11 protein-coding genes are annotated in these 21,276 nt (G+C 41.2%); all 11 read left to right on the top strand.

Annotation, left to right across the window (positions count from 1 at the left end; translation table 11 throughout):
- Window positions 1-48 precede the first annotated feature (48 nt).
- Window positions 49-564 carry a hypothetical protein gene (locus NST45_RS20290; RefSeq protein WP_076141144.1) on the top strand — a complete coding sequence of 172 codons (516 nt, stop codon included), beginning with the start codon at window positions 49-51 and terminating at the stop codon, window positions 562-564.
- Window positions 565-713: 149 nt separating this feature from the next.
- Window positions 714-2,285: a class I SAM-dependent DNA methyltransferase gene (locus tag NST45_RS20285; RefSeq protein ID WP_076141145.1), complete on the top strand. Its 1,572-nt coding sequence runs from the start codon at window positions 714-716 to the stop codon at window positions 2,283-2,285.
- Entirely contained in the window at window positions 2,269-3,525 is a 1,257-nt protein-coding gene (locus NST45_RS20280) for a restriction endonuclease subunit S (RefSeq protein ID WP_076141146.1), read from the top strand. The genes NST45_RS20285 and NST45_RS20280 overlap by 17 nt, the downstream gene beginning before the upstream one ends.
- Complete coding sequence (locus tag NST45_RS20275; protein WP_339811532.1) at window positions 3,522-6,671, top strand: type I restriction endonuclease subunit R; 3,150 nt, start codon at window positions 3,522-3,524, stop codon at window positions 6,669-6,671. Before NST45_RS20280 ends, NST45_RS20275 begins: the two co-directional genes overlap by 4 nt.
- 109 nt (window positions 6,672-6,780) lie before the next feature.
- On the top strand, window positions 6,781-7,977 hold the full coding sequence (locus NST45_RS20270; protein WP_076141148.1) for an exonuclease SbcCD subunit D: 1,197 nt from the start codon (window positions 6,781-6,783) through the stop codon (window positions 7,975-7,977).
- A complete protein-coding gene (locus NST45_RS20265) occupies window positions 7,934-11,026 on the top strand; it encodes an SMC family ATPase (RefSeq protein WP_339811529.1) in 3,093 nt (1,030 codons plus the stop codon). The genes NST45_RS20270 and NST45_RS20265 overlap by 44 nt, the downstream gene beginning before the upstream one ends.
- Before the next feature lie 364 nt (window positions 11,027-11,390).
- Window positions 11,391-16,436: an AAA domain-containing protein gene (locus NST45_RS20260; RefSeq protein ID WP_339823622.1), complete on the top strand. Its 5,046-nt coding sequence runs from the start codon at window positions 11,391-11,393 to the stop codon at window positions 16,434-16,436.
- Between the two features lie 208 nt (window positions 16,437-16,644).
- Window positions 16,645-17,025 carry a hypothetical protein gene (locus NST45_RS20255; RefSeq protein WP_076141151.1) on the top strand — a complete coding sequence of 127 codons (381 nt, stop codon included), beginning with the start codon at window positions 16,645-16,647 and terminating at the stop codon, window positions 17,023-17,025.
- Window positions 17,026-17,073: 48 nt separating this feature from the next.
- Complete coding sequence (locus NST45_RS20250) at window positions 17,074-19,323, top strand: hypothetical protein (RefSeq protein WP_076141152.1); 2,250 nt, start codon at window positions 17,074-17,076, stop codon at window positions 19,321-19,323.
- The gene (locus tag NST45_RS20245) at window positions 19,298-20,770 is read left to right on the top strand and encodes a DUF2357 domain-containing protein (protein ID WP_076141153.1); all 1,473 of its coding nucleotides are present in this window, start codon (window positions 19,298-19,300) and stop codon (window positions 20,768-20,770) included. The genes NST45_RS20250 and NST45_RS20245 overlap by 26 nt, the downstream gene beginning before the upstream one ends.
- Window positions 20,771-20,878: 108 nt before the next feature.
- Window positions 20,879-21,259 carry a hypothetical protein gene (locus NST45_RS20240; RefSeq protein WP_141118467.1) on the top strand — a complete coding sequence of 127 codons (381 nt, stop codon included), beginning with the start codon at window positions 20,879-20,881 and terminating at the stop codon, window positions 21,257-21,259.
- Window positions 21,260-21,276: the final 17 nt, after the last annotated feature.

The raw sequence follows: 21,276 nt of genomic DNA, 5'->3' as shown, positions 1-21,276 counted from the left end.
TTTTGTGAGTAACTTTAAGAGTTATCTCTCTATTGGAGGTTATAGAATATGTCATTCGAAAGTAAGGTTGCTAAGACTGCTGCTCGATGTTGGTTTGATTCTCAAAGTAAGGAAGTAGTATCTGAAGGATCGCGATATATTCTTGGTGAGGATTATGCTATCTTTGTCTCAGGGAGAGAACATAGTAGCTTGAAGAAACACGAGCCTAAAACATCTGCAAATTATAAACCGAGTGAGTTCATGAATTTCGAAGATAAAGTTTTAATGCCGAAAGGCATACATCAATATCATTTTATTATCGCCAGGACATACGGAACCCCAACACGGGATCCAGATTGGTGTTATCTTATTTCTGTTCCCTATTCTATAGTTACTAAACGGGCACAATTGGCAAGAGACGGCATTGAAAGACCTGAGGATAATTTGTACTTTTATTTTGATCAAGAGGGTGGAAGAGGAGGGAAATATGGAATTCGCTACTGGCAGAACCATTCTACCCCTGTTAAATATCAACGGTTCAATCCTAATAATGAAGAGAGTTGGAATCTAGGAGAAACTATTTAAATAGGAGAATGCTAGCTGAAAAAATCGATGTAAAGACTTAAGTATAAAATGATTTGGAGACGGATCTCAGGATGGTTATCGAAGTCGGATTTTTAAGATTTTCACTATTCAGTATTAAGGTTCAGTAAGAAAAAAAAGGAGAGTTTAGAATGGCTACAAATAAGCAAATAAAAGAAAATAGTATCGAAGAAACCCTATGGGATTCTGCTAATAAATTACGTGGCTCAGTTGAGTCATCTGAATACAAACACGTTGTATTAGGTCTTATATTTCTTAAATTCGCAAGTGATAAATTTGAAGAACGTAGAGAAGAATTGATATCGGAAGGAAAAGAAAAATACATAGATATGGTAGAGTTCTACACAATGAATAATGTATTTTACTTACCTGAAATATCTCGGTGGAGTTTTCTAGTAGAAAATGCGAAGCAAGAAGATATTGCTTTGAAAATTGACACTGCACTTTTCACTGTTGAAAAAAACAATCCCTCACTAAAAGGTGCTTTGCCTGATAACTACTATTCACGCTTGGCTCTTGAAGTAAGTAAACTTGCTTCCTTAATTGACACAATAAATAATATTGACACTCTTAAAGACAAGCAGCAAGATATTGTTGGGCGTGTTTATGAATATTTCCTTAGTAAGTTTGCATTGGCAGAAGGAAAAGGTAAGGGTGAATTCTACACTCCTAAAAGTATAGTCAATCTTATTGCTGAGCTACTTGAGCCATACAAGGGTAAAATCTATGATCCAGCTTGTGGATCGGGTGGTATGTTTGTTCAATCCGTGAAATTTATTGAAGCGCACCACGGAAATAAAAAAGACATTTCTATTTACGGACAAGAATACACTGCAACCACTTATAAACTGGCTAAAATGAACCTTGCTATAAGGGGGATATCTGCTAACCTGGGCGATATGGCTGAGAATACTTTTTTTAAAGACCAACATAAGGATCTGAAAGCTGATTTTATAATGGCAAATCCTCCGTTCAACCAAAAGCAATGGAGAGCAGATGATGAACTAACAGATGACCCACGTTGGGCTGGTTATGATTTGCCTCCCACAGGAAATGCAAACTATGCATGGATTTTAAATATGGCTTCTAAATTATCTGAGAATGGTGTAGCTGGTTTTTTGTTGGCGAATGGTGCGCTGAGTGGAGGCGGAGCTGAGTATAAAATACGTAGGAAGCTGATCGAAAATAATTTGGTGGAGGCCATCATGGTATTGCCACAAAATATGTTTTATACAACCAATATAAGCGTTACTCTTTGGATATTAAACAGAAACAAAAAAAATCGAACCATTGAACAAAACGGAATTCTTAAAAAATATCGCAATCGTATCGATGAAATTTTGTTTATGGATTTGAGAGAACTGGGTATTCCGTTTGAGAAAAAGTTCGTTCAATTTTCCGAAGATGATATTAATAAAATTAGTAATACTTATCATATATGGCAACAAGTTGATTATGAAAAAAAGTATCAAAATATCGCAGAGTTTTGTTATAGTGCGACGCTTGAAGAGGTTGCTAAAAAAGACTTTTCGTTAGTACCAAGTAAATATATTGAGTTTATAAATCGTGATGAGAATATTGAGTTTGATGAGAGAATGGCATCATTACAAATCGAATTCTTCGACTTGCTGAAAGCCGAGGAGAGTTCAAAAAAAGATTTACTAACTGTGTTTAAGGAGTTAGGCTATGAAATCAAATTATAAACGACTTGGGGATTACATTAAAGAAGTAAATGTCCGGAATACTGAACTTAATGTGAATAAATTGTTAGGTATAAACATTGATAAGTTTTTTATGCCATCAGTAGCCAATGTTGTAGGTACAGATATGACTGCATATAAGATAGTTAAGAACGGACAATTTGCTTGTAATAGAATGCACGTAGGCAGAGATAAACGATTGCCTGTCGCTCTTTCAGAACAGGCTGAGGATGTAATTGTTTCACCAGCATATAATGTATTTGGAATTATAGATAAAGAAGTCCTTGACCCAGAGTATTTAATGATGTGGTTTTTACGCAAAGAATTTGATAGAAATACTTGGTTTTATACAGATGCTGATGTTAGAGGAGGGTTGAATTGGAAAGATTTTTGCAACATGCAACTCCCCGTTCTCTCTATCACCAAGCAAAAAGAAATTGTAAAGGAATACAATGTTCTGGTGGAGAGAATAAACCTAAATAAAAAGCTTATTCAAAAATTAGAAGAAACCGCACAGGCTATTTACAAGCAATGGTTTGTTGATTTTGAATTTCCAGATGAAAATGGAAAGCCCTACAAATCTAACGGTGGGGAAATGGAGCATAATCTGGAATTGGATACGGATATTCCGAAAGGTTGGAGAGTAGGAATTCTGGAAGAAATAGTTGAATTAATTATTTCTCATCGGGGAAAAAGTAAATCCTTAATGGAGTTGAATTTAAAAGATGACTTATTTGTCCATCCTGTAATTTCGGCAATGAACGTTAATGGTGGGATGATTGTTAAACATGACACTATTAGATATGCGGATAAAACCACATTTAAAGAATGGATGAAAGATCCCCTTGAAATTGGTGATGTGATTATGACCTCAGAAGCGCCAATGGGGGAATTGTTATATATCGCCAAAAGAAGAGATTATATTATAAGTCAGCGTCTATTTGCGATTCGTGCTGATAAAACAAAATCAAGTGGTGTTTTTTTGTACTTTTGGCTACAAACTCCCACAGCTAAAAGAGAAATGGAAGGACGTTCAACAGGCACAACAGTATTAGGTATAAAACTATCTGAGTTAAAGAAATTATTAATTTTACAGCCTAAAGAAAACACTGTTACTTATTTTGAGTCTAAAGTTCAGTCAATTATGGATCTTCTGGAAGAGAAGAAAAAGGAAAACGAATTTTTAAATGAGTTAAGGAATTTACTTTTATCTAAACTTGCAACACTGGAGGATAGCCTATGAAATTCACAGAAGAATCTCTAGAACGTGCAGTAATAGAGCTATTCGAAACTGAAGACTACAATCACCAAAATGGTATGTACATTCATAAGGAAATAAGTGACGTGCTCCTTCGTGAAGATATAAGAACATTTTTACGTGACCGCTATTCTGATGATGAAATTACGATTAATGAAATCGAAAGTATCATCCGTGAAATGGAAGTATTACCTTCTTCAGCATTATATGATAGTAACAAAGCCATAATAAAAAAAATCTCCGATGGTTTTGTTTTCAAACGGGATAACCGTAGCAAAAAGGATTTGTTTATTCAATTGATTGATTTTGAAACTAAAGAAAATAATTTATTTAAAATAGTCAATCAATTAGAAATACAGGGTTATGAAAAGCGCATTCCTGATGCTATTGTCTACGTAAATGGCTTGCCTTTAGTAGTGTTAGAATTTAAGAGTGCTATTAAAGAAAACACTACTATTAAAAATGCCTATACCCAGCTTACAGTGAGATATCGAAGAGATATTCCAGAGCTATTCAAATATAACGTTCTTTGTGTTATTAGCGATGGCGTAAATAACAAAGCTGGATCATTATTTGCTCCATATGATTTCTTTTATGCTTGGCGTAAAACTGAAGGTAACGAATCCTTGGATAAGGATGGTATTGATTCACTTTTTACAATGGTAAAAGGTTTGTTTAACCAAAAACGTTTGCTCGATATAGTTCGTAATTTTATATATTTTCCTGATACGAGCACTAAAGACGAGAAAATTATTCCTCGCTATCCGCAATATTATGCTGCCAACAAATTGTTTGATAGTATTAAGCGAAATATGAAACCAGAAGGAACGGGGAAAGGCGGTACGTATTTTGGAGCGACAGGGTGCGGAAAGAGTTTCACTATGCTTTACCTCACAAGAATATTAATGCGAAGTGTACACTTTCATAGTCCCACAATTGTTCTTATAACGGACAGAACTGATTTGGATGACCAGCTTTCAGGGCAGTTCACTAACGCGAAGGGCTTTATTGGTGATGATCAAGTAATAAGTGTCGAGAGTCGTGCTGAATTAAAAACTTATTTACAAAGCAGAAAAAGTGGTGGGGTCTTCTTAACTACAATTCATAAGTTTAATGAAGACATCGACTTGCTTACCGATAGAACAAATGTGATTTGTATTTCAGACGAGGCACATCGTTCGCAGATTAATCTTGACCAAAAAATTAAAATTACTAAAAATGGCGTGGAAAAGAAATATGGATTTGCTAAGCATTTACATGATTCGTTACCCAATGCCACTTATGTAGGTTTCACAGGAACCCCAATAGATGCAACTATGGATGTTTTTGGAGATGTAGAAGATTCCTATACAATGAAGGAATCGGTTTATGACGAAATTACCGTAAGGATCGTGTATGAAGGAAGAGCTGCCAAGGTGAATTTGAACGAGGCTAAACTAAAAGAAATTGAAGAATATTATAAGAAATGTGAAGCGGATGGGGCAAACGAACTTCAAATAGAAGAAAGTAAAAAAGCGGTAACACAAATGGATGTTATTCTTGGAGATCCTAAACGCTTGGAATTAGTGGCAGAAGATTTTGTGGAGCATTATGAGAAGCGAATTGAAGAAGGTGCAACTGTAAAAGGTAAAGTAATGTTCGTGGCTTCTAGCAGGACGATTGCTTACGATTTATATAAACAGATAGTTGCCTTACGTCCACAATGGGCAGAGATTAGAGAAAGTGATGCGGGCGTAGTGCTTACTGAAAAAGAGAGACAGGAAATAAAACCCATTGAGAAGATTAAAATGGTAATGACACGGGATAAGGATGACGAAGAAAAGTTATATAAATTGTTGGGCACAAAAGATTACCGCAAAGAACTAGATAGACAGTATAAAGCCGAAAAATCAAACTTCAAAATAGCCATTGTTGTTGATATGTGGCTTACTGGTTTTGACGTACCATTTTTAGACACCATTTATATAGATAAACCTATTCAACAACATTCCTTAATTCAAACAATATCCCGAGTAAACCGTGTTTATGAAGGCAAGGAAATGGGATTGGTAGTTGATTACATTGGTATTAAAAGTAATATGAATATGGCTTTGAGAAAGTATGGTGTGGTAGATGGTGATAATTTTGATGGTACTGACAAAGCTGTAGTAATTGTAAAAGACCAGTTAGACTTGCTGTCTAGGCTTTTTCACAAATTTGATAGTACTACTTATTTTAAGGGAACACCATTACAACAACTTCAATGCTTAAACCTTGCAGCTGAATTTGCTCAACAAACCAATGAACTAGAAAAACGTTTCATAGCGATTGTAAAAAAACTTCGATCTGCGTACAATTTATGTTGTTCCAGCGAAGACATCACCCAAATCGAAAGAGATTACATACACTTTTATTTTGCTATCAAATCTATCATTCATAAACTAACTGTAGGAGGAGCACCTGACAGTTCGCAGATGAATGAGAAAGTAAGACAGATGATTCAGGAAGCATTGATAAGTGAAGGTATTGAAGAAATATTTACACTTGATAAAAATGACCCTAAGAATAATGTGGATTTATTCAGCGACGAGTATATGGCGAAGATTGATAAGATTAAGTTACCAAATACTAAAATTAAGCTGTTGCAAAAATTATTGGCGAAAGCAATCGAAGAGTTTAAGAAAACTAATAGAGTACAAGGTGTGGATTTTTCGAAGAGATTAAAGAAATTAATTGATCTATATAATGAAAGAAAAGACTTTCAAGCAATGCAAAGCGATGTATTGGACGATGTTGCAGACCAATTCGCAAATTTGTTTGCAGAACTTGTGAAGGAGCGGAATTCTTTTAAAGATCTAGGAATTGATTTCGAAGAAAAAGCGTTCTACGATATTCTGAAAGCAATTGCGGAGAAATATAAATTTGATTACGCACACGATAAACTTATAAAGCTCTCGCAGGAGATTAAGAAGATCATTGACGACAAAGCTAGATATACAGATTGGGCGCACCGTGATGACATCAAAGCAGAGTTGAAGGTTGACTTGATTTTAACACTTGCCGAAAATGGATACCCCCCTGTTCCAAAAGATGAGATATTCAAGGAGATTTTTGAGCAGGCGGAGAATTTTAAAAAGTATAGAGTTGATTAAATAGGAACAAAAGTTCGCTGACAACCTCCTGTCAGCGAACTTTTGTTTAATAAAGATACATAATAACAAGGCAATTTAGAAACAAGACAATCCGAAAGGACGAAAAACCATGAAAATATTCCACACAGCAGACTGGCATCTCGGCAAGTTGGTACAAGGCGTGTATATGACAGAGGATCAGCAATATATCCTTGAACAGTTTATCATGGATATTGAGGCAGAGCAGCCTGATGCTATCATTATCGCAGGCGATCTATACGATCGTGCGGTTCCACCGACGGAAGCAGTGCAGTTGCTTGATAAGGTGCTCGAGAAGATTATACTGCAGTTGAAAATTCCAGTTCTGGCGGTCGCGGGTAATCATGATAGCCCAAGCCGCCTTGATTTCGGCAGCAGCATTATGAGAGCCTCGGGGCTACATATCGCTGGAGAACTTACTACCTCCATGGAGTCCGTAGTATTGAATGATGAGTATGGTGAAATTCACTTCCATCTCATTCCTTATGCTGAGCCTGGGAAAGTACGTTATTTACTTGGTGATGAGAGTATTAGAACACATAATGATGCCATACAGAAGATTACGGAGAATATTAAAAGAACGATGGACCCAAACGCCCGCCATATTTTTGTGGGACATGCTTTTGTAACACCTGGTGGTGTAGCACAGGATAATACTAGCGACTCCGAGCGTCCGTTGTCTATCGGTGGAGCAGAGCATGTGAGCTCCGAATACTTTGATAGATTCCATTACACGGCATTAGGTCACTTGCACCAGGCACATCATGTTGGAAACGAAACAGTCCGGTATGCCGGCTCACCGCTTAAGTATTCGATTTCGGAAGAACATCATAACAAGGGATATTTAATTGTCCACCTAGATCAGCATGGAAACACAACGATTGAACGAAAATTGCTGACCCCACGACGTGATATGCGTACAGTCGAAGGTTTTATCGCAGATATTGAGCGTCATGTCATCAATGAGGATTATGTTTTCGTCCGTTTGCTGGATGAAGCGTTGGTGTCATCGCCAATGGAACGGGTACGCTCGGTCTATCCAAACGCTATGCATGTAGAACGAAAGATGACGATCCCAGGATTGATTGGGGAACCCCAAGTGGTTGAAGGACGAGCAAAGATGGATGGGCTGTCGCTGTTCAAAGCCTTTTATAAAGACGTAAGAGGAACAGAGCTATCGCCAGATACAGAGAAGTTGTTTATCGAAACGCTGCAGGAGATCCTGGAGAAAGAAGGTGAGCGTTATGAGACCGTTGAAGCTGACAATGACGGCGTTCGGGCCGTATAAGGATACAGAGGTTATTGATTTCTCCGAGCTTAAAGAGCACCGGTTATTTGTCGTATCAGGGAATACGGGGGCCGGAAAGACATCGATTTTTGACGCGATCTGTTTCGCTTTGTACGGAGATGCAAGTGGTGAAGACAGAAATGATAACAAGATGCTCCGGAGCCATTTCGCCGATGACCAGTTCCACACTTCTGTTGATTTGGAATTTGAGCTGAAAGGTCGGACGTATCGTGTATTTCGGCAGTTGGCCCATAAGAAGGCAAAGAACATTAGCGCCACAGGAGACAGCTATGAACTTTACGAAATCAGCAGCGGACAGGCTGTCCCCATTGTCGATCGTTTTATCGTGTCTCAGGTAGATGAGAAAATTCGCGGACTTATTGGACTCACTAAGGAGCAGTTTAGTCAGATCGTTATGCTGCCACAGGGTGAATTCCGCAAGCTGCTCACCTCAGAGACAGAGAACAAGGAAGAGATCTTGCGCCGGATTTTTAAGACTGGGTTATATAAACAGGTAACGGACCATTTGAATGAACAACGCAAGGACATGCAGCAAATTTGCTCGGAGCAAGCGAAGATGCTGGAATATCATATCGGTAATGTGAAAGGTGCTCTAGGCGGGCGTGAAGTCTCTGACTTATACAAGGTTTTTGAGCAGGAGAACTACAATACTTATCAAGTGCTTGAAGCATTGGATAAAGAGATTGAATATTATACTGTGCAACTAAAAGAAAAGAAGCTGCTGCTGCAAGCTGAAATGGCTAAATCCCAAGAACATACGGCTGTTTATCATCAAGCACTAGCGGTGAATGTACAATTTGATCTGTTAGATCAGAAATCTGAAGTAAAGCAACAGCTAGTAGCACAAGAGGATGTTATCAAACAGCAGATAGTGCAGCTGTCTCTGGCAGAGCAAGCGGTTCACCTTCAGGTCTATGAACAACATAATATTGAAATGACGGATGAACTAATTCGTAAAAGCGAGTTGCTCGAAGCTGCGCTTACAGAATGCCTGCAGGCTGAAACTGCCCTCAATACGGCTATTGCTCTCTATAAGCAGGAGGAAGGAAAGGAAGAATTACGGAATCAATCTTTACGTGAACTGGATCGGCTTCAAGGATATCTCCCGGCAGTAAAAGAGATTGACCAGAGACAGCAACGAGTCACGAAGCTTACGATAGAAGTGGATACCTTGTCTAAGCAGCTGAACGGCTCAATTGTTGAGCTGGAGAAGAAGCAGAGCGATCGACTCTCTAAAGCAGCGCAAGTTAAGGAACTGGAAGATAAGGTTCTTCATTTGCCGGCAAAGACTGAGAAGCTTAGCCAGTTAAGACAGCAGGCTGTAACTATGAAAGAATATCTCGGCCTTTTAGACAAACTTACAATAGAACAAGCAGAAGAAAGAGAGAATAAAGGGTCATTTGAACAAGCGAATCAGGCGTATTCTGCAATTGAGGAACGCTGGATTGAAGGACAAGCAGGATTGCTTGCAAGTCATCTTCATGATGGTGAGTTATGTCCGGTCTGCGGAAGTCTTGACCATCCCCAAAAAGCTGCTGCCACCGGTGACATTCCTACCAAAGAAGAGCTTGAACGGATGCGTAAGGAGAAATCTTTATTTGAAAAAAAACACCTAGAAGTAAAGGCGAAGCTCACAACTACTGAACAGCAGATTAAAGAGAAACAGCAACAGTTGCTTGAACTGGGATATCCGTTAGAACGGATTCAGAGTGTTTATGCTGATCTGCAAATAGAGGGAAAGGCACTGGTTGAAGAGGAGAAGCAACTGAAAGAAGATAATTCGATGTTGGCTCCACTCAAGCAATCACTAGATACACTGGACAGCAAATTGGAGGAGAAACGTAAACAAAAGGAACATACGCTGTATTTGTTCAATAGCAAAAATACAGAATATGTAACTGAGAAAGCATTATTTGATCAATCTTTATCCAGCTTGCCAGAAGAAGTACGTAGTCTCGGAAAATTAGAACAGCATATCAAGAGTGCAGAGGTTAACAATAGACAACTTGAGAGCGCGTGGAAGCAAGCACAGGGTCAATACCAGGAAGCGAACGAACGGAATATCAAGGCATCTGCAAGCCGAATCAATGCTGAGAATGGGAAAAGTGAAGCGACTACCAATAAAGGCAAGGCTCTTCAAAGCTACCTCGGAGCGTTAGAACAGGCTGGGTTCGCTTCAGAAGAAAGCTATAAAGCAGCGAAGATGAGCAATAGTGCTCAAGCTGAGCTGAAGAATCAGATTGAAATGCACAATGCCTCATTGGCATCGGTAACCAAGCAAATTGAGGAATTAAGTTTCACGCTGACAGGTAAAGAACGTCAAGATCTTGCCACCATGCAGAAGCTTCTAGATGATCTGGAACAATCTATTGATATCGTTCGCGCGGAGTCTATCCAAGCCGGGAATAACTTTGATAAAGGCTTGGAATTTAAGGCGAATATTCTTGAGGCTGAGCGTTGCTGCCAAGAGGCTGAACGTGAGTACCAAGTCGTGAAAGATTTGTATGATGTTGTGCGTGGAGAAAATAGTAGTAAGATCTCCTTCGAACGCTATCTGCAAATTGAGTTTTTAGATAAAATTATTCACAATGCAAACCATCGGCTACAAAAAATGTCCGGAGGACAATACTACCTTGTCCGCAGCGACCGTATGGAGAAACGCGGCAGGCAAAGTGGCCTTGGATTTGATGTGTATGACAATTATACCGGTCAACTGAGGGATGTGAAGACATTATCCGGTGGAGAAAAGTTTAATGCTTCGCTGTGTCTAGCGCTCGGAATGGCAGATGTTATTCAAGCCTATGATGGTGGGGTTTCACTAGAAACCATGTTCATCGACGAGGGTTTTGGTTCACTGGACGAAGAGTCTCTGAACAAGGCTATTGATACTCTGATTGACCTGCAACAGTCCGGTCGAATGATTGGTGTGATCTCACATGTCCAGGAGCTGAAGAGCGCAATACCGGCAATCCTGGAGGTGAAGAAAACGAGGGAAGGGTATAGTTATACTGAGTTTTTTGTGAGTTAATTGCGATATTACGAATGATAATATCTAGGGATAAATACACACCCGAAGGCTGAACATGAACACTCTGCTCAAAGTTTGTATGTACCCTTTAGCGAATATATTATAGAAGATATCAAGTTCTAAGATAAATTAACGGATCAATCCAACTGCCAATTCAGTAGTGAAAAAGAGCTTTTTCGAAATCATTTGAAACTCCCTAACCCGACTTCATCTGCGACTTCACGCGGTTGAATCGGGTTTTCTTGAATTATATGTAAGATTAAAACCGTAATGAGAAAATACTGGTATTTTAATACAGGCCGTTATATTATAATAGTTTCAAAAACAGGACTTTTGTCGCAAAAGGAAGAAGGAAGGACTTTTTATGGAAACCAGCGAGGATCAGCGCAGCACCGCTAAACAAAAGCTTATTCAAGTGTTTTCCTATCTGCAGGCTATGCATCAACTGAAACAGCCGGTAATCAAGCGAATTTCTGGTCATTTATGGTCGCAATCCTTTTCGGATGTACCAGCCCATTCCAATATAATCTGTGAATTTTTGGCCGGAATAAGCCCTTCTGAACGTATAGAGGATCTGATTCCTGATGTCCTGCTAACAGTTAAGAGACCAGATCCAACCCCTTGCCCGAAACCACCACTGCTGCTCAAGCGCTGGTTGAAGCCGGATTGGGAGAAAATTCAGACGCAGCCGGATAGAATTGAAAGTTTGGAAAGCTACCGTGAGCAAGAGGATTTAGAGGAGTATGGAGCGTATCAGGAACGTTTCGATCAGGATAAAGAAAGAGTGCAGATCTGGGAGGAATGGATTCAGGAACGTGAGGAGTGGAAAACAAACGAATGGCCTGTACGCAGAACTATTAAGCTGTTCGAGGATTTGTACATGCTCTCTTCATGGATTGATCGTGAAAGGGATTCTGTGGAACTAATGATTGGTGATGGGATATTACACTGGGAGTTGCAGCCGGAGATTATACACCATCCGGTGCTCTTACAGAAAGTACAGCTGGTTTTTAATCCGGATGTGCCGGAGTTTATGCTGATTGCTTCTGAAGATGAGCCCGAGTTCCATAGTACTTTATTCAGGGATACGCTTGAAGTTAGTGCACAATCTCTTAAGAAATGCGCTGATGATTTGTTGGAGGTTCCTTGTTCGCCCCTGGGATATGAGGGTACGGATAATTATCTGAAAAAAGTATCGAGCTACTTGTCTGCTAAAGCGCTGTTTATGCCTTATGGTAGCGAAACAGCAGCTTTAACTCAGGAGAATAAGGTAGTGTACATTCGGAGAGAGCCTGTTATTTTTTTACGCAAGCGTTCCGTTGGTTTCGATCATGCGATTGAAGAAATCATTAAGGATTTGAATGAAAGAGAAGATTTTCCACAGGCGATAGCCAGAATTACTGGAATTGACACAGGAACGGCACCTCAGGGTGAAAGTGCTTTTTCATATTCCAATTTGAATGTTAATGGAGAGAACGAAGAGATTCGTTTCACCAAAGAGGCAAATTCGGAGCAGTTGGATATTGCCCTGAAGCTGGGCCGGTTTGGCTCGGTTCTGGTACAGGGGCCACCGGGCACAGGGAAGACGCATACCATTGCCAATCTGCTCGGTCATTTTTTGGCGGAGGGAAAAAGTGTGCTGGTAACTAGCCATACCTCTAGAGCACTGGCCGTTCTACGTGATAAAGTGGCTGGACCACTTCAAAATCTTTGCGTCAGCATATTGGACGATGTCAGCGGACAGAAACAACTGGAGAACTCCATTGATACAATTACATCGACTTTGAGTTCGATATCATTGGAACAGACGGAGCAGGAAATAGCCGTTCTCTCAGCCAAACGCCAATCTATTCTAGAGCAGATCACAGAAATTAACAGCAATCTTCGAATCTCTAGAGAGAGTGACTATCGACCAATTGTACTCTGGGGTTCTGAATTTGACCCTTCCAGAGCGGCGAAGATGATCTCTGCCGGGCAGGAAACGATGGACTTAATCCCTGGGAAGATTGTCGCAGGACAGGCTTTTCCACTTACTCCTTCTGAACTGGATAGCCTATATTTAAGCTCTGTAGAGATTACACAGGAAGATGAGAATGAATTCAAATATCTATCCATTCGAGCAGAAATGTTCTTCACTCCTGATAAATTTAATGAACTTGTCCAAGAACATCAGGAGCTGCTAAGTGCGGATAAGAATAAGCATATACCTTATTGGGCAACTAACATGGAAGTACCATCGGATAAACTCTTCACTGCCTTAATTCAATTGCGTCAAACGATGGCTATAAGTAACCTAGAGGATTGGAAGCTTGATCTGATCTTTACCAAGGAGCATGAAAAGAATGACTGGCTTGAATTGCTGGAAGAAGTAGAGGAGTGGCTTAAGTTATACCGTACAGCGAGAACAGCCAGATACAAATATGGATTTGAACATTTAACTGAAAGCGATTTGCAGCCTTTGCCTGCTATCCTGAATGAAATAAAGAGGCATCTGGAAAATGGAGGGAAACTGACTTCGCTACAGTTGCTGCTTAAGCGGCAGTGGAAGAAGGTATGTGAACTTATTGTTCCGTCTGGCAAGGAGATCGATGAGCTGGATGTCTCCTATCTTGATGCCCTGCTGACGGTCATTGATTATCAAACTCAGCGTTCTAAGTCGATGACTCGTTGGAAACGGCAGGTAACCGACCGAGGAGGTTATGATCTTGCCGAATTTGGGTCGGAGCCCGAAGAGTATATGGAGAATATTCAGAAGGAAATCTGTGGCCTGTTGGACTGGAGACAATCAAGCTTCAATCCTTCGCTTGAGGTCCTGGAGAACGAAGGACTTCTGTGGAGTGAACTGGTTAACTCTAAGCCGCTCCCATTAGGCAAGCATGCAGATTGGTTTCATCTGCAGGAATTGGTAGAGCAAGAGCTTCCTGACATCATAAATTCATATGTTCATGCAGAGAGATGGAAGATAGTCAACCGCCGTATCCAGGAACTGGAGCAGACCGCTCAGTCTCTGGCAGATTCCCGCTCATGGATATCAAGTCGCCTGCAGGAAAGCATTGTGCAGCTGGATCAGCAGATGTATGGAGAATCTTATCGCGCGTTGCAGCAATTATGGGAGAAAAGCACACTGATCCGTCAAAGACAAGAATGGCTACAGCAGTTACAAGAAGGCGCTCCCGACTGGGCACAGGCGGTTAGGAACAGGAGTGGAGTTCACGGAGAACTTCATGCTCCAAGTGAAACTCAAGCGATCTGGCTGCTTAAACAATTGGATATGGAATTAGATCAAAGAGCGGCTATCTCTACCCAGCTGCTCCAGGAAGAACTGGTGGAAATTCGTAAACAATTTAAATCGGTCACTCTGCAGCTGGTCGAGAAAAAGGCTTGGCTCGCGCTCGCGGGGAAAACTACGCTTAAGCAGCAGAATGCTCTCCACGGCTGGAAGCTGTTAATGAAAAAAGCAGGCAAACGGACCGGGAAATCGGCACCGCATCTTCTTGCTGAGGCTCGAAAGCTTATGCCGATCTGTCAGACTGCTGTTCCCGTCTGGATTATGCCCACTTATAGAGTGGTTGACAGTTTCAACCCTTCAGAGAACCATTTTGATGTAGTTATAGTGGATGAAGCCAGTCAGGCAGATATTATGGCACTGACGGCGCTCTATTTGGGTACGCAAATTGTTGTTGTGGGTGATGATGAACAGGTGAGTCCAGAAGCAATCGGGCAGCGGTTAGAAGAGACGAGAAGGCTGATGGATGCCCACCTGGAAGGTATCCCTAACTCTGCTCTTTATGATGGGAGCACTTCGATTTATGATCTGGCCAAAACGTCCTTCGCGGGTATGACGCAACTCAGGGAACATTTCCGCTGTGTAGAACCGATTATTCAGTTCAGCAACAGCTTATCCTATAATGGTTCCATTCTTCCTCTTAGAGATGCAAGCGGGGTGTCGACCAAGCCTTACACTGTTGAGTACCGTGTAGAGAACGGAAGCAGAAATAATAAACGGAATGAGGTGGAAGCGCAGGCTGTTGCTTCGCTCATTCTTTCCGCCATTGAGCAGGAAGAGTATAAGGACGCCACCTTTGGGGTGATTACCCTGCTTGGGGAAGAGCAAGCTATTCTGATTGACCAGTATCTGCAAAAGCATATACCAGCCACGGAATATAAGCGGCGAAAGATACGCTGCGGCAATTCTGCTCAGTTTCAGGGCGATGAGCGCAATGTTATTTTCTTATCCATGGTCGACGCATCAGAAGAATTTGTACCCCTGCGTCTAATCTCAGATCCTGGAAATCGAACTAAAAAGCGCTATAACGTAGCAGTTAGCCGAGCCCGTGACCAATTATGGCTGATTCATTCGCTCGATACCTCAACTCAGCTTAAAGAAGGGGATCTGCGGAAACGATTAATTGAGTATGTCCGGAATCCGTATGCCGCGGATGAAGCCTTGAAGCAGCATGAGCCTGCATTGGAGTCCGAGTTCGAGCGGCAGGTTATGCGTCGTTTACTTCAGGAAGGATATAGAGTACTACCCCAATGGAAGGTGGGAGCCTACCGGATTGATATGGTTATTGAAGGGGGCGGCAAACGCCTGGCTGTGGAATGCGATGGGGACAAATGGCATCCGGTGGAGAAGCTTAGGGAGGATCTGGACAGGCAATCCATACTGGAGCGACTCGGTTGGACCTTCGTACGGATCAGAGGCGGGGAATTCTTCCGGCATCCCGAGAGAGCACTGCTGCCGTTGTTCCGAAAGTTGGAGGAACTGAACATTCCTCGTGAACTTCACAAGCAGGAGAAGGATATGAAGGCGGGAGAGTCCGAGCCGACTGTGCTTAAAGATGCAATAGTAAATAGGGCGGCGCGAATTAGACAGGAATGGCAGGAGTTCGATAAGGAGCCGGCTCCGGCTGCTTCAGTTTCAGCGGACTTCGCAGAAGAACTATCAAATGTCATTCAGTCCGAAGATGAGGATGCTGAAGAATTTTTCTTTAGAGAAATCAGTCAGCAGCCTAATTTGACCTACTATTGGACAGAAGAAATGCGGAATGCAGAAGAAGAAAGACAAGCGGCATTTGAGCAGGAGCTTCTGGTGCTGGAGACGGCAGCAGGGATGGAAGTGCATTACTGGAGCGATTCCCAGAGTGTTGTTGAAGGGCAGAAGACTCTGTCGAATTCCAGTTTCAGCTTCAGCTTGACGGAATATTTGAAATCTCAAGGCCTCAAATTTCTGGATTTAAGAGACCAAGGCGGTATGTTCTGGGTGATAGAAGACTTAAAGATGGTCAAGCATTTGTCATCGATGAGACAAAGAGGCATAAAGTTTACCTATTTGAAAGAGGGTACCTATGACACTCGCTGGAGGGCTGCTTGGTATAGCAGATATCGGGAGGGTAGTTCAGAAGAATGAGTTGCATGAGAGCTAGACGACTATTACGGTCGTCTTTTTTTTGATTTCACAAGGACTTCAGACCCAGGTTGTCGAATGGAGACGAATAAGGAAGAAATTACAAATGAACATACGTTCGCTGACATACTATTGCCTTAGTACTATGGTCTAATAAGAGAAGAAAGATTAATGGAAGCGGCATAGAAATCGTACCCGAGGGGTGGGTTACATGATAACAGAATACGTAAATATCAAACAGATCACAGCTTCTATTGGGGGATATTTTGGTTCGAGCTATATAGTTGAAGTCGAGTTTGTAAATGGCAAGATCACATATGAGGTAAGAGAAGACGGGGGCTTGGAACCAAGTTTGGCTGTACAAAGGGACAATGAAGGTATTGCTATTTTCAGAGAAGAGCTGACTAAATGCCGTATTCTGGGCTGGGAGCATGAGTATATCGATCCTAATGCGCTGGATGGAACACATTGGAGTCTAGACATCGTGTTTGAAGATAAAGTCCTACACATAAATGGTAGTAATGCTTATCCAAAAGAATGGAAGAGGTTCTGTAAATCTATTCGGAAATTGACGGGTAGGCCATTTGAGTAATATCAACAAAACTAAGGAAAAGAATTCGAAGAATCAAAGGAGCCCATTATGATCAACTTAACCCAATACCAGCAAATCTTCGATATTGATAACACTACGGAACGGTGCAAGAAAGTTAACGATACCATGGACCAGTTTTGGAAATCGGAACTAGATCAGTTAGCCACGGAGTTAGTTGGTCAGGATTATAGAATTGCTACCTATGGTCAGACATTAGTGACCACCTACCATGACTCATTAAATCCTAAATATGCGGAACAGAAGAAAGATACGAGTATAGGCAAAAAGTACTTTGCTCAAATCGTTCGTAAAATAGAGGACAAAGAGTTCAATCTGCTGACACTTGAGTTTAATGGTGTTGAGCAAAGAATGTATGTGTATATAGAACTTAGTTTCTATCTGGTCAATGAGTTGATAAAGAATGAGCGTCTGAATGCGATGCTGAGCGAACTGAATCCCGAGATCAGAACGTTCACCAGAACTGGATCCTTTACAAGAAACGAAATTGAGCGGACTGTTCTAGATCAAACAATCGTTGATATGATCAAGCCGAGAATTAGACCGTGGATTTACATGGGGCTGGAGCTTCCCTTGAAGGGGGAGTATGATCCAAAAGTAATTATTGATATATTAAGGCAAATTTGGGAGCAGACGTCTGCATTTCGAAAGTATTTGTTGGAGTACAGAGAGCAATGTGCAAGAGCTGCAAATATTATGAATCTGCTCGGTTCCGTTGAATCGACTTATCCAGCAACACTGTTCGGTAGACCCTATCAGATTCAATATGGCGTTATGGGGAATGAGAAGTCAGGTCAACGGGAACAAGAGTTTTCTCTAAAACGGGATGGACAAACCATTGTACAAGGCTGTTTGTATTATAGAGAGTATGAGACAAGAACTGGCTCATCTAGGCCGATGCTTGCTATTGATATAGAGAAACATAATCACATCTATACGAATGTTGAGATGTTACTTGGTAGTGGTCTAAATGAATGGTGGTTAGTGAAAGCGTTTCGTACAACTAACCAAAATAATGAAGATTTGAAGCAAGAAGCCATGAACTTGCTTGGTCAGCATGATATTGAAGTACGTCACAATGAGTATCGGATCGGAACGTATAACAATACTGAGCGGCAATTTGAAGAAGAAATAGGGGAAGTTAAAGGGAGATTGGTGTGTGCTGCATTGTTGTTTGCCCATGTAGCAGGTCGTGGTAAATTCAAATTGCTCGAAACGGATGCTCCAAGTGTTGAACCGATGGATGACACTTCCCCAGACGATGATCCTTCAACGGACGCCGTTGAATACAACAGCAATTTTAATTTCACAGTCATTTATGAGGCGATTCAGAACTGCTCCCTGACGTTTGATAAAGATTTAATCCGTGATCTGCATCTGAATTTAACAGCTTTGGACGATAAACATTTCGTTATACTAAGCGGTATCTCGGGAACGGGTAAAACACAGTTGGCCAAACTCTACGCAAATGCGGTATATGGTTTGTCCTATGAAGCTGACAATCCGTATTTGTCTATTATACCTGTCCGTCCTGATTGGACGGATGCGACTGCTCTGTTTGGGTATTACAGTTCCTTTGAGCAGCGTTACATCATGACAGAGTTTCTAAAGGTAATCTTGCACGCTCATGAGGAGCGAGAGAAACCGCATTTTATTGTGCTGGACGAAATGAACCTCGCTCGGGTCGAATATTATTTAAGCGATTACTTAAGCGGAGTGGAGTCGCACAAAGAAATTCCTTTGCATAACCGGGATGATTTGGATCTGATTCCTTCCAAGATCAGCATACCGCCTAACGTATACCTCTTGGGTACGATTAATGTAGATGAAACGACCCATAGCATTTCGGACAAGGTATTAGATCGTGCATTCGTTATGACGTTAAGTGAGGTGGATTTGGAAACATTTTGGAGTCGTGTAGACGATGGTGTAAGAGCGGGATTGCAGAACGAATTTAAAATTTTGATGCAGTTGCACAGTTTGCTGGCTCCATTTCACCTGCATTTTGGATATCGGACGATGAATGAGATGATTCAGAAGATGAACGGCCATCTATTGTTGGACATTGAGCATCAAGCATCAAGTAACGCCATGCTGGATCGTGTTATTGCGGAAAAGGTGCTACCTAAGCTTAGAGGCGACGATCGGATAGCAGAATTACTTGGAGATCTAAAAAGAGCTTTTTTTGAACATTTGAGTGAAGATTCTGTGAGCTACGGTCATATTATTCGTATGGAGAAGGAGCTTGTACGCTATGGAGCAACACAGTTCTGGCGATAATTTTCTGCTCCGCATAAACGGTGAAGCGTGGGTTACCTTGGATGAGGCCTACTTGACCGAGGCTACTACCTACGACTGGAAGTACGTAATGAATGATCTTGAGCAGCAGCCTTCGATTCAATTTTGCGGCCTGCAGCACTTTCCGCTGCGGATGAGTGAAGGTGAAGCTTATGGACAATTGTCGACACCATTTTATAGCGGACAGGTCACTTTTGAAATCAATGGGGTAAAGCTCGATTCTTATATTTATCCGGATACCCGGAAAATGACTCAGGACCAATATCACCTCATGTTAAGTGAGATTTTGCAGGAAGCATCCCTTTGTTTCGAACATTCGGATATCAAAACGGGAATTGAAGCGGATCAGCATTCACGGGAGCTTTCTTTAGCACAATGGAGCTACATAGAAGCGTCGTTCGCTTCACTTTCAACGATGATCCGTCACGTGATTGAGCAGCCGACGAGGGTGCTTCAAACCCGCGAACGGCATATGAGACGGGATCGTGTCAAGACGGTGGATGCCCAAACACTGGCCTGGCTGGAGCGAAATAGTGGGCGCAGCGCAGTTGGAATCATACCGGAAACAGTGAAATCTTCAGCCCGTGAGGATAGCTACAACAGCTATGAGAATAGATTGTTAAAGCAGCAACTGGTAGAGCTGAGACATCTGTTGAAACTATACGGTAAAGCAAGTCCGGTAGAATATGCAATAAGGGTAGAGGCCTATGCGGATAAAGTAGGGTATTGGCTAAGAGATCCTTTTTTCAAGCAAGTTACTCCCTACCAAGGGCTGAGAAGAATATCCCAAGTGTTTCGAAAACATCCCGTATACCGACAGTGCTATCAATGGTTTGATCGCTTATACAAGCATGGGAAAGAACGAATTGGCATGAGTTACAATTATCCTCTGAGAGAAACTTTTGCGCTATATGAGATATGGTGTTATATGCAGCTTGTAAAGCTTTTTCGGGAAAAGGGCCTATTAAAAGACAGCAGTGGGTTATTTCGAACCAGAAGGGAAGGGGTTTTTCTTCATTTTGCAGAGCACAACGAGAGTGTTGTCCAGTTAAAGAATGGTATGCGACTATCTTATCAACGGGTATTCCAAAATAATTCCCCGCACTTTTACACCGTTACACAGAGGATGGTTCCTGACATTGTTATTGATGCAGAAGATCGCTTATATATTCTCGATCCTAAATATAGAGTCGCAAATAATTTAGGAACAGCACTAGGCGAAATGCATAAGTACAAGGATGGTATCTTGTTACGCCGTAACGACGAACGTGCAGTTCAGAGCGTTTATATTTTGACTCCAGTTCAGAGCGATGAGCTTCGTTATTTCACGGCAGATTTTCACGACAAATATAATATGGGGGCTGTATCGCTTATGCCGGGAGGTGGCATGAGCTCTCTAAGAGATTTGATAGATAAGCTGTTGGTATAAGAAGATGATTACCTTGATTGTTTAAAAATTCATACACAAACTCTTTATATAAGAAAAGGAAATGGAGGACAGAATATGTCGATTCCATAAAAGGATCAAATAATTGAATTGCTGAGTAATAAATACCATTGTAAATTAACAACCATCGCAAGAAAACAAATCATGTTCGAAGGTAGGACCAATGGGAAGTGCTTTGTTGCATGTACTCCGGGCTCTAAATTACATAAAAAAGGCAGTGGTTGGTTTGATTTGAACATGGCCCAAGTTGGAATTTTAGATGATGCCGACATTTCAGTTTTAGCAGTAAGACTCGAAGGAAGTAAAGTATATTATATCGATTTCAAAGAATTCAGAAAAATGATAACTCCTGAATTCATTGTGTTTTCACCAGGTATAGGTGAACATTGGAAATTTTTTGTTTGGGAGTCTCATATCGAGATTCAAGGAAATCGAAATAAATATTTTACTGAGCCAGAATTGGTTTCTTGAAATAGTGACTTCACAAG

It is taken from the genome of Paenibacillus sp. FSL R7-0163, from assembly GCF_037969975.1.
GTDB classification, from domain to species: Bacteria; Bacillota; Bacilli; order Paenibacillales; family Paenibacillaceae; genus Paenibacillus_AQ; species Paenibacillus_AQ odorifer.
The sequence above is the reverse complement of the archived record's forward strand: the minus strand, read 5'-3'. Positions and strand labels throughout refer to the sequence as shown.

Excerpts from the sequence above, each read along its gene's own strand:
- NST45_RS20290 (WP_076141144.1), top strand. The coding sequence starts at position 49 with ATGTCATTCGAAAGTAAGGTTGCTAAGACTGCTGCTCGATGTTGGTTT.
- NST45_RS20285 (WP_076141145.1), top strand. The coding sequence starts at position 714 with ATGGCTACAAATAAGCAAATAAAAGAAAATAGTATCGAAGAAACCCTA.
- NST45_RS20280 (WP_076141146.1), top strand. The coding sequence starts at position 2,269 with ATGAAATCAAATTATAAACGACTTGGGGATTACATTAAAGAAGTAAAT.
- NST45_RS20275 (WP_339811532.1), top strand. The coding sequence starts at position 3,522 with ATGAAATTCACAGAAGAATCTCTAGAACGTGCAGTAATAGAGCTATTC.
- NST45_RS20270 (WP_076141148.1), top strand. The coding sequence starts at position 6,781 with ATGAAAATATTCCACACAGCAGACTGGCATCTCGGCAAGTTGGTACAA.
- NST45_RS20265 (WP_339811529.1), top strand. The coding sequence starts at position 7,934 with ATGAGACCGTTGAAGCTGACAATGACGGCGTTCGGGCCGTATAAGGAT.
- NST45_RS20260 (WP_339823622.1), top strand. The coding sequence starts at position 11,391 with ATGGAAACCAGCGAGGATCAGCGCAGCACCGCTAAACAAAAGCTTATT.
- NST45_RS20255 (WP_076141151.1), top strand. The coding sequence starts at position 16,645 with ATGATAACAGAATACGTAAATATCAAACAGATCACAGCTTCTATTGGG.
- NST45_RS20250 (WP_076141152.1), top strand. The coding sequence starts at position 17,074 with ATGATCAACTTAACCCAATACCAGCAAATCTTCGATATTGATAACACT.
- NST45_RS20245 (WP_076141153.1), top strand. The coding sequence starts at position 19,298 with ATGGAGCAACACAGTTCTGGCGATAATTTTCTGCTCCGCATAAACGGT.